The organism is Streptomyces sp. NPDC020958 (genome assembly GCF_055562175.1).
This window is the reverse complement of the sequence record NZ_JBVHFU010000017.1, coordinates 159202-168753: the sequence shown is the minus strand read 5'-3', so window position 1 is coordinate 168753 and position 9552 is coordinate 159202. Positions and strand designations below refer to the sequence as shown.

General features: G+C 73.1%; 9 protein-coding genes. 6 read left to right on the top strand and 3 right to left on the bottom strand.

The window, feature by feature from the left end:
* Positions 1-170 precede the first annotated feature (170 nt).
* The 4 genes from ACZ3KP_RS35080 to ACZ3KP_RS35065 all read left to right on the top strand — a co-directional run bounded on the left by ACZ3KP_RS35080 (position 171) and on the right by ACZ3KP_RS35065 (position 2984).
* Entirely contained in the window at positions 171-713 is a 543-nt protein-coding gene (locus tag ACZ3KP_RS35080; protein ID WP_360565643.1) for an MOSC domain-containing protein, read from the top strand.
* A 104-nt stretch (positions 714-817) separates the two neighbouring features.
* Positions 818-1327, top strand: coding sequence for a SigE family RNA polymerase sigma factor (locus ACZ3KP_RS35075; RefSeq protein ID WP_358982149.1), 510 nt, complete (start codon positions 818-820; stop codon positions 1325-1327).
* Positions 1328-1357: 30 nt separating this feature from the next.
* Complete coding sequence (locus tag ACZ3KP_RS35070) at positions 1358-2638, top strand: hypothetical protein (protein WP_467504529.1); 1281 nt, start codon at positions 1358-1360, stop codon at positions 2636-2638.
* 43 nt (positions 2639-2681) lie between these two features.
* Positions 2682-2984: a hypothetical protein gene (locus ACZ3KP_RS35065; RefSeq protein ID WP_132890588.1), complete on the top strand. Its 303-nt coding sequence runs from the start codon at positions 2682-2684 to the stop codon at positions 2982-2984.
* Between the two features lie 291 nt (positions 2985-3275).
* On the opposite strand, the gene ACZ3KP_RS35060 is transcribed toward ACZ3KP_RS35065, so the two are convergent.
* Positions 3276-4226: a GlxA family transcriptional regulator gene (locus ACZ3KP_RS35060; RefSeq protein ID WP_467504527.1), complete on the bottom strand. Its 951-nt coding sequence runs from the start codon at positions 4224-4226 to the stop codon at positions 3276-3278.
* Between the two features lie 144 nt (positions 4227-4370).
* Here ACZ3KP_RS35060 and ACZ3KP_RS35055 point away from each other — a divergent pair, with 144 nt between their 5' ends.
* The gene (locus ACZ3KP_RS35055) at positions 4371-4847 is read left to right on the top strand and encodes a DUF2269 family protein (protein WP_467504525.1); all 477 of its coding nucleotides are present in this window, start codon (positions 4371-4373) and stop codon (positions 4845-4847) included.
* A gap of 51 nt (positions 4848-4898) precedes the next feature.
* On the opposite strand, the gene ACZ3KP_RS35050 is transcribed toward ACZ3KP_RS35055, so the two are convergent.
* Positions 4899-6374, bottom strand: a complete 1476-nt coding sequence (locus ACZ3KP_RS35050) for an MFS transporter (RefSeq protein ID WP_467504544.1) — start codon at positions 6372-6374, stop codon at positions 4899-4901.
* Between the two features lie 84 nt (positions 6375-6458).
* A complete protein-coding gene (locus tag ACZ3KP_RS35045; protein ID WP_467504523.1) occupies positions 6459-7721 on the bottom strand; it encodes a DUF445 domain-containing protein in 1263 nt (420 codons plus the stop codon).
* A gap of 268 nt (positions 7722-7989) precedes the next feature.
* Between ACZ3KP_RS35045 and ACZ3KP_RS35040 the strand changes: the two genes are divergently transcribed.
* Positions 7990-9309 carry an SGNH/GDSL hydrolase family protein gene (locus ACZ3KP_RS35040; RefSeq protein WP_467504542.1) on the top strand — a complete coding sequence of 440 codons (1320 nt, stop codon included), beginning with the start codon at positions 7990-7992 and terminating at the stop codon, positions 9307-9309.
* The last annotated feature ends 243 nt before the right edge of the window (positions 9310-9552 follow it).

Below are 9552 nucleotides of genomic sequence, written 5' to 3'. Positions count from 1 at the left end.
CCGCCATCTGGCACAACGACCAGACCGGACAACCGATCCACCGCTCACTGATCGCCTACGATCACTGACCCCTTGGAATAGATCATCTAGGGGCGGCCCAGGGGGCGAGGTGCCACGGCTGCTCGTCGTCGATCTTCCGTCCGGGTGCGCGCGTGGTTAGAGTCGGCGGCATGAACGGGGTCGTGGTCGCTGTCAGTCGCAACGAGGTCTACTCCTTCACCAAACCGAACCGGGAGAGCATCACGCTGCTCGCCGGGCTCGGGGTGGAGGGGGACGTCCATGCCGGGGTCACGGTGAAGCACCGCTCGCGGGTGGCGCAGGACCCGGACCAGCCGAACCTGCGTCAGGTGCACCTGATCCACGAGGAGTTGTTCGCGGAGGTGGCGGACGCCGGGTTCCGGGTGGGGGCCGGGGAACTCGGGGAGAACATCACCACCCGCGGACTGGACCTGCTGGGGCTGCCGACCGGGACGCTGCTGCGGATCGGGGAGCAGGCCGTGGTGGAGGTGACCGGGCTGCGCAATCCGTGCGCGCAGATCGACGGCTTCCAGCACGGGCTGCTGAAGCAGGTGGTCGGGCGGGACGGGAGCGGGCGGACCGTCCGTAAGGCCGGGGTGATGAGCGTGGTGACGGTGGGGGGTGTGGTGCGGCCCGGTGACGCGATCCGGGTGGAGCTGCCGCAGGGGGTCCACCGGCCGCTGGAACGGGTCTGAAACCGCTCTGAGTTTTCTGCGCGGCTCCTGAAACATTCTCCCCGGCCCACCGCATCAATGGGGTGGAGCGGTCGGCACGGTGCCGGGGACGGGGGAGCTTGCGGATGAGTCAGGGCAGCGGTGTGGAGGACTACGCCGAGTTCGCCGCGGCGCGGGCCGGGCACCTGTACCGGTCCGCCTGCCTGCTCACCGCCGGGGACACGCACCTCGCGGAGGACCTGGTCCAGGAGGCCCTCGGCCGGATCTACGTCCGCTGGGGGCGCGTCTCGCGCGTCGGCAACCCCGCCGGGTACGCGCAGACGGTCCTCACCCGGACGTTCCTGGCCCACCGGCGGCGGTTCAGCAGCCGGGAGCGGGCGCGGGACTCCCTCCCGGAGCAGGTGGACGCCGGTTCCGACCCGTCCCTGCGGCTGACCCTCCTCGACGCGCTCGCCCGGCTGCCCGCCAAGGACCGGGCCGTGGTCGTCCTGCGGTACTGGGAGGACCGGTCGATACACGAGACCGCGGACGCGCTCAACGTGAGTTCGGCCGCCGTCCGTACGCGGTGCGTGCGGGCCCTGGCCCGGCTGCGCGAGCTGCTCGGCGAGGACCTCGCCGAATACGCCCGCTCCTGACCTCAGACCTTGTGGAAACGGTGGTTCGTCATGCCCGTCGAACAGCGGCACAGCGACAGCGACAGTGATCCCTTCGAGCGTGAGCTCTCCGCCGCCCTGCACCACGCCGGGGCCGACTTCGACACCGACCGGGCCGCGCTGGCCGCCGCCGGGACGGTCCGGGGGCGGCGGCTGCGGCAGCGGCGGCGGGCCGCTGTCCTGGGGGGCGCGGCGGGGGTCGCGCTCGTCGGCGTGGGCGGCGCGCTGGCGGTGTCCTGGGGCGGCGGCCCGTCGTCGCCCGCGCGGCCGCCCGCCGCCGCGAGCCCCACCCCCGAGGTCGCCTCTTCCGCCGCCGCCGGTCGGGACGTCACCTCGGACGACATGATCCGCACGCTGGAGAAGCTGCTGCCGAAGGGGACGTTCGCCCAGGCGCAGGGACGCGGCGTCGACAAGGACGAGCCGCTCGTGGATCCGTACGCGCAGGTCGTGTACGACGACGGGCACGGGGCCGCCGCCGTCAGCGTCGCCGTGAACCGGGTGCTGCCCGGCGGGTACGACGCCCGGCAGGCCACCCGGTGCCCCGACAAGGTGTACATCCCCTACGACAGCTGCGTCACCAGCCATCTGCCCGACGCCTCCGTCGTCACCGTGATGAAGGGATACGAGTATCCCGACCGGCGTGTGGACACCAAGCTGTGGACCGCGAACCTGGTCACCCCGGACGGCCACCACGTCGCCGTCAGCGAGTGGAACGCCGCCGCCGAGAAGGACGCACCGATCAGCCGGGACCAACCTCCGCTGTCCGCGGCCCAGTTGAAGACGCTGGCGGCCGCGAAGGAGTGGCGGGGGGTCGTCGACGCCATCCCGCAGGACCCCCGACAGACCCAGGAGCCGCCCGCCGGCGTGGACGGGGACGGCAAGGCGATCGAGCAGACCCTCGTCTCGCTGATCCCCGCGTCGGTGAAGGTGGTGGGGCGCGCCAAGGGGGACGACGACAGTCAGTTCACCTACGTCGTCGTCGACGACGGGCACGGCCGGAGCCTCGTCCAGATCAACGTGCAGCCGGACATGTCCGACGTCGCGGACCAGCTGTTCGGCGCCGGGTCCGAGACCCTTCCCGACGGGACCCGGGTCGCCGAGCACAAGGCGCCCGGGGAGAAGGGGGGCGCCGGGGTCGTGATGTGGACCGTCGACACCATGCGCGAGGACGGTTTCCGGGTGGTGATCAGCGCGTTCAACGCCGGCACCCAGCACAGCTCCGCGACCCGCGCGACGCCGGCGCTCACCATGAAGCAGCTCCGTGCGATGGCCCTCAGCCCGCGCTGGCGGTAGTCGCCGGGTTAGCCTCGGGGAATCCAGACAGAGGGAGAGAGCAATGGCCAGGGTTCCCAGTTCGGTGATCGCCGCGAGCGGGCTCGTCGGAGGGTACGGCGTCGCGCGCTGGACGAAGCAGCGGCCGCTGGGCGGAGCCGTGCTGGCCGTCGCCGGGGCCGCGGCCGCGCAGCAGTGGCGGCAGCGGGCGGGCGGGAAGGCGGCAGGGGCACTGTCCGCCGCGTACGTCGCCGCGTTCGCCGGGTCGCACCCCCTGGCCAAGAAGGTCGGCGCCTGGCCGTCCGTCCTCGGCGTGGCAGGAGCGGTGGCCCTGGCGTCCTGGGCCGTCGCCGACCGCAGGGGCTGAGCTCCGCACCGGCCCCCGCGACAAGCCCGGCGCCGGACCACCTGACCGCCGGGTCGCCCGGCCCCCCTCAGCCGCCGCGGCGCCGGGTCGCCTGGCCGTCTGGGTGAAGGGGCGGGACGGAGTCCGTCGGGTGCGGGAGCGGTGGCCCTGGCGTCCTGGGCCGTCGCCGACCGCAGGGGCTGAGCTCCGCACCGGCCCCCGCGACAAGCCCGGCGCCTGGCCGCCCGCCGCCTGGCCAGAGGGGGCGGGGCGGGTGCGTCGTGGCCGGTCGCGCGGTTCCTCGCGCCCCTTTCAGGGGCGTCGGAACGCACGGCGGTAGGCCTGGGGGCTGGTTCCGACGACTCTGCGGAAGCGTTCCCGGAAGGCCGTCGGGGAGCCGAAGCCCGACTGGGCCGCGATGCGTTCGACGGGGTGGCCGGTGGTCTCCAGGAGGTGCTGCGCCCGGCGCACCCTGGCCCGGTGCAGCCACTGCAACGGAGTCGTGCCGGTCTGTTCGCGGAAGCGGCGGTTGAGGGTACGGGTGCTCATACCGGCCCGCGCCGCCACCTCCTCCAGGGTGAGGTCCCGGTCGCAGTTGTCCGCCAGCCAGTTCAGCAGTGGCTCCAGGGTGGCCCCGGCCGGGGCCGGTGGCTGGTCGTGGACGATGAACTGGGCCTGGCCGCCCTCCCGTTCCAGCGGCATCACCGACATCCGGGCGGCGTGCGCCGCGACCGCCGAGCCGTGGTCCCTGCGGATCAGGTGCAGGCACATGTCCATGGCCGCCGCCGCGCCCGCCGAGGTCAGGAACTGGCCGTTGTCGACGTAGAGGACGTTCGGGTCCACCTCGATCGCCGGGTGCCTCGCGGCCAGCGCGTCGGCCGCCGCCCAGTGCGTGGTCGCGCGCAGGCCGTCCAGCAGTCCGGTGGCGGCGAGGACGAACGCCCCGACGCAGACGGACGCGATCCGGGTGCCGTTCGCCGCCGCCGCGCGCAGGGCCCCGACGACCTCGGCCGGCGGTACGGCGGCGGGGTCGGCGAGGCCCGGCACGACGACGGTGTCCGCCTCGGCCAGCGCGTCCAGCCCGTACGGCGCCCGCACCGTGAACGCGCCGCCCGCCGCGGTCACCTCGCCCCCGGGACCGCACACCCGCACCCGGTAGGCGTCCCGGCCGTCGGGCAGTCGGGCCCAGCCGAAGGTGTCGATCGGCACGGTGAAGTCGGAGGGGACGACCTGGTCCAGGACCAGCACGGCGACGGTGTGCATGGCAGGAACGTAGCCGTTCGCCGGGTGGCGGACGCGGAGGGGCCGCTCTCCCGCCACCCGGCGCCCACCTCCTGGCGAGAATCCGTTGAACGGTGGCAGTATCGCCGCTTCTGCAAGATCCTCGGGGCGCCTACGGTCGACGCCGTGACCAAGTTCCTCCTCGCCGTCCACGTCCTCGCGGCGATCGTCGCCATCGGTCCCGTCACCGTGGCCGCCAGCATGTTCCCGCCGGCCGCCCGGCGCGCCATCGAGGCGCCCGACGACGTCCGGGCCGCCGAGACCCTGCTCCTGCTGCACCGGATATGCCGGGTGTACGCGCTCGTCGGCGTCGTCGTCCCGGTGTTCGGGTTCGCCACGGCGAGCAACATGCACGTGCTGGGCAGCGCCTGGCTGATCGCGTCGATCGCGCTCACGGCACTCGCGGCGCTCGTCCTCGTCGCGCTGGTGCTGCCCCGGCAGACCGCGCTGGTCGAGGGCGGGGCCGCGGAGCGGGCCGGGGCAGGGGGCGGGACCCGGCAGGCGACCGTGCGACTCGCCATGGTCACCGGGCTGTTCAACCTCCTGTGGGCCGCGGTGACCGTGCTGATGATCGTCCGGCCGGGCTCCACCACCGGCGCCTGAGAGCGACGGAGCCGCTGCGAACGCCGCAGCCGGGACCGGGACGCCGTCCCCCTACGCCTGCGCCTTCGCCGTCTCGTCCCCCGCGGCCGACAGTGGCGTGGCCACGTCCTCCAGGGACCTGCGCTCCGCGTTCACCGCCAGCAGTGCCGCCACCAGTCCCGCCGCGCACATCAGGCCCGCGCCGATCTGGAAGGCGAGGACCGTGTCCGACACCTTGCCCGTGCCCGTCAGGTCGGCGAACAGCAGCGGCCCGCTGATGCCGCCGGCCGCCGTGCCCAGCGCGTAGAAGAACGCGATGGACATCGCGCGGGTCTCCATCGGGAAGATCTCGGACACCGTCAGGTACGCGCTGGACGCCCCCGCCGACGCGAAGAACAGCACCACGCACCAGCAGGCCGTGAGGGTGGCCGCGGTCAGGGAGCCGCGGTCGAACAGCCAGGCCGTGCCGAACAGCAGGAGCCCGGAGAGCAGGTACGTCCCGGAGATCATCACCCGCCGGCCGAGCGTGTCGAACAGCTTGCCCAGCAGCAGCGGGCCCAGGAAGTTGCCCACCGCGATGACGACGAAGTAGTACCCGGTGTCGCCGGTCGGCACGTCGAAGAACGTCGTGAGGATCGCGCCGAACCCGAAGGTGATCGCGTTGTAGAGGAACGCCTGCCCTATGAAGAGGGAGAAACCGAGGGCGGCCCGCCGCCGGTAGTCGCGGAAGACCGTACGGGCGATCTCGCCGAACCCGACGCTGCCGCGCTGGTGGATCACCAGCTCGCCCTCCGGCTCGGGCAGCGGCTCGCCCTTCTCCGCCTCCACCCGGCTCTCGATGGACGAGACGATCTCCTCGGCCTCCCGCTCCCTGCCGTGGATCAGCAGCCAGCGCGGACTCTCCGGGACGCTGCGCCGCACGAGGAGGATGACCAGCCCGAGGACGACCCCGAGGGCGAACGTCAGCCGCCAGCCCACGTCCTTCGCCAGGAAGTCCGTGTTCAGCGCGACGATCGAGAGCAGCGAGCCGCCGACCGCGCCGATCCAGAAGCTGCCGTTGATGACGAGGTCCACGCGGCCGCGGTAGTAGGCGGGGATCAGTTCGTCGATCGCGGAGTTGATCGCCGCGTACTCGCCGCCGATGCCGAACCCGGTCAGGAACCGGAAGAGGAAGAACCACCACGGGGCGAAGGAGAGCGCGGTCAGCGCGGTGGCGGCCAGGTAGACCGCCAGGGTGATCATGAAGAGTTTCTTGCGGCCGAAGCGGTCGGTCATCCGGCCCCAGAACAGGGCGCCGACGCAGGCGCCCGCCACGTACAGGGCCGCGGCCGTGCCGGTGACCTGGCCGGAGGAGATCGCGAGACCGCTGCCCGGTTCGGACAGCCGGCTGGCGATGTTGCCGACGACCGTGACCTCCAGGCCGTCCAGGATCCAGACCGTGCCGAGGCCGAGGACGATCGTCCAGTGCCAACGGGACCACGGCAGCCGGTCCAGACGGGCCGGGATACGGGAGGTGATCGTACGTCTGCCGTGTTCGTCCACGCCCATGTCCGTAGCCGTACCCACACACGCCTCCTCGACCGGAACTGCACCACCGAAAGCCGTCCGATCGAGTGCCCCGCGGAACGCTCCCTACGCCCCGAGCGCCCGCGACACCGTGAAGATCAGCACGCCCGCCAGCGAGCCGACGACCGTGCCGTTGATCCGGATGAACTGGAGGTCGCGCCCGATGTGCGCCTCGATCTTCCGGGTGGTGTGCTCCGCGTCCCAGCCCGCCACCGTGTCGGTGATCAGGGAGGTGATCTCCTTGCGGTACGTGGTCACCACGTGCACGGCCGCCCCCTCGACCCAGCTGTCGACCTTCCCCTGGACCTTGGGCTCGGTGGCCATCCGGGCGCCCAGTGAGATCAGGGAGGCGCGCACCCGCAGCCGCAGCTCGCTGCGTTCGTCCTCGGCCGCCGAGACGATCATGGATCGTACGGCCGTCCAGGCGGACGCGATCAGGTCCTGCACCTCGCCGCGGCCCAGCACGTCGCCCTTGAGGCGTTCGATCCGGGCACGGGTGTCGGTGTCGGACTGGAGGTCGTTCGCGAAGTCCGTGAGGAAGCGGTCGAGGGCCCCGCGCGCCGGGTGGGTGGGCATGTCCCGTATCTCGGCGCAGAAGCGCAGCAGTTCCTTGTAGACGCGCTCGCCGACCCGCCGGTCCACGAACCGGGGCGTCCAGCCGGGCGCGCCGCCCTGCACGGCGTCCATCACCGAGTCGCCGTGCAGCACCAGCCAGTCGTGGGCGCGGCTGACGACCAGGTCCACGACCCGCTTGTGGCCCTGGTCCGCGACGATCCGCTCCAGCAACTTGCCGATGCCCGGGGCGATCTCCTGGGCGTCGGCACGGCGGGTGATGGCCTCGCCGACCACGGCCTGGACGTCGGAGTCGCGCATCACGGTCAGGGCGCCGCGCAGCGCCGTCGCCAGCTCGGCCGTCACCCGGTCGGCGTTCTTCGGCTCGGCCAGCCACGCGCCGAGCCGGCTGCCGATGCCGACGGCGTGCAGCCGCTGCCGTACGACGTCCTGGGAGAGGAAGTTCTCGCCGACGAACTCCCCCAGCGAGACGCCGAGCTGGTCCTTCTTGTGGGGGATGATCGCGGTGTGCGGGATGGGCACGCCGAGCGGGTGCCGGAAGATGGCGGTCACCGCGAACCAGTCGGCCAGCGCGCCGACCATGCCCGCCTCGGCCGCCGCGGCCACGTAGTCCGCCCAGGGTCCGGCGCCCGCGCCCGACGCCCACTTGGCCAGCGCGTACACCAGGGCGACGAACAGCAGCAGGCCGGTCGCCGTGGTCTTCATCCGCCGTACGCCCCGCTGACGCTCCTCGTCGGCCGGCGTGAAGGCGTTCATCGACTTGTACGACGGTACAGCCGCCGCGCGGCCGTCAACACGGCCTTCAGTACGGTCGGCAGCCGGGCCGTCCGTCGTCTCCGTAGGTTCCGCCATCTGCTCCACCCGTTCGCAGCCGGTCCACCCTCACGGTGATCCCGCACATATTGTCCCTTGCTGACCTACTCCCCGAACGGAACAGGAGTTCCCACCGTCTGTAATGTTCGGGGAATTCCGGCAGGCCCTGTCCGTCAGCGGCCGCCCGCAGGTCGAGGAGAACCGCATCCGCATGACCCGGCGTCACCAGGGCTTCGCCCTGCTCGGGGCAGTACTGGCACTGATCGTGGCCCTGTCCGCCACCCTCTATCTCGTCGTCGCGCCCGACCAGGGGGCGTCCGCGGCCACCGGCGTGACCGGCGGCGGCCCGCACGGCGCCTCGGCCGCCCCCGTCTCCGCCGGGAGCTGGGTCGGCTCCTGGGCCGCGGCCCCGGTGGGCGGCGAGCCGGGCACCGGGACGGACGGGCTGGCCGGCCGGTCCCTGCGCAACGTCGTCCACACGAGCGCGTCCGGTACGAGCGCCCGGGTCACCCTGTCCAACCTGTACGGGCGGTCCGCGCTCACCCTCACCCACGCCTCCGTCGCCCTCGCGGCGGGCCACGACACCGCGGCGGCTGCCCCGGGGACGATGCGGCGGCTCACCTTCGGCGGTGCCGTCTCCGTGGTCATACCGGCGGGCGGGCAGGCGGTCAGCGACGCGGTCCCGCTGCGGGTGCCGCGCGCGGCGGACGTGCTGGTCACCACGTACTCCCCCACCGCGTCCGGTCCGGTCACCTACCACCCGCGCGCCCGCCAGATCTCGTACGTCGCGGCCGGGGACCGCACCGAGGACGCGGGGGCCGCCGCGTACACCGGGCAGACGCCCTACTGGCGTTACGTCACCGCCCTCGACGTGCTGAGCGACGACTCCGCCGGCACGGTGGTGGCGTTCGGGGACTCGCTGACGGACGGGGTCACGTCCACGACGGGGGCGAACCGGCGCTGGACGGACGTGTTCGCGGGGCGGCTGCGTGCGGGTGGCCTGCGGTACGGCGTGGTCAACGAGGGGATCAGTGGCAACCAGGTCCTCGCGGACCGGGGCGGGCGGCCCGCCGTCAACGAGAGCGGGGTCGGCCGGTTCGGCCGGGACGTCCTGTCCCGGCCCGACGTGAAGGTCGTCGTCATCGACCTCGGCGTCAACGACATCCTCCGCAACCCCGCGCTCGCCGACCCGGACGCGGTCGTCGCCGGGCTGCGGGCGCTCGTGCGCACGGCCCACGGGCGCGGGATCCGGGTGGTGGGGGCGACCCTGATGCCGTTCCAGGGGCACGCGGGGTGGACCCCGGCCCGGGAACGCGTCCGCGAGGAGATCAACGAACGGATCCGGTCGGGCCGGGTGTACGACGCGGTCACCGACTTCGACAAGGCACTCCGCGACCCGTACGCCCCCGACCGGCTCCGCCCCTTCTACGACTCGGGAGACCACCTCCACCCGAACGACGCGGGCTTCGCGAGAATGGCCGAGGAGATCGACGTGACCGACCTGACCGACGGGGGCTCCGCGAGGCTGTGAGCGGGAGCTCTGCGAGACCGTGAGCCGACGGGCCCATCGGGATTTCCGGCCCCCTCGCGACTGACGCGCACCATCCGTCCGCCGCGGTGCCGGGCCGGCCGGGCGGGGGTGCACCTGCGGGCCGGTGGGGGCTGATCGCGCAGTTCCTCCCCCAGCCTTCGGCCGGGGGGTACCCCCAGCGCCCCTGGGTCGGCTGCTCCACCGTCGGCCGGCAGGCGCCGCACCCCCACGTCCACCGCCCCG

Excerpts from the sequence above, each read along its gene's own strand:
- ACZ3KP_RS35060 (WP_467504527.1), bottom strand. The coding sequence starts at position 4,226 with ATGCACACCGTCGCCGTGCTGGTCCTGGACCAGGTCGTCCCCTCCGAC.
- ACZ3KP_RS35050 (WP_467504544.1), bottom strand. The coding sequence starts at position 6,374 with ATGGGCGTGGACGAACACGGCAGACGTACGATCACCTCCCGTATCCCG.
- ACZ3KP_RS35070 (WP_467504529.1), top strand. The coding sequence starts at position 1,358 with ATGCCCGTCGAACAGCGGCACAGCGACAGCGACAGTGATCCCTTCGAG.
- ACZ3KP_RS35065 (WP_132890588.1), top strand. The coding sequence starts at position 2,682 with ATGGCCAGGGTTCCCAGTTCGGTGATCGCCGCGAGCGGGCTCGTCGGA.
- ACZ3KP_RS35045 (WP_467504523.1), bottom strand. The coding sequence starts at position 7,721 with ATGAACGCCTTCACGCCGGCCGACGAGGAGCGTCAGCGGGGCGTACGG.
- ACZ3KP_RS35075 (WP_358982149.1), top strand. The coding sequence starts at position 818 with ATGAGTCAGGGCAGCGGTGTGGAGGACTACGCCGAGTTCGCCGCGGCG.
- ACZ3KP_RS35040 (WP_467504542.1), top strand. The coding sequence starts at position 7,990 with ATGACCCGGCGTCACCAGGGCTTCGCCCTGCTCGGGGCAGTACTGGCA.
- ACZ3KP_RS35080 (WP_360565643.1), top strand. The coding sequence starts at position 171 with ATGAACGGGGTCGTGGTCGCTGTCAGTCGCAACGAGGTCTACTCCTTC.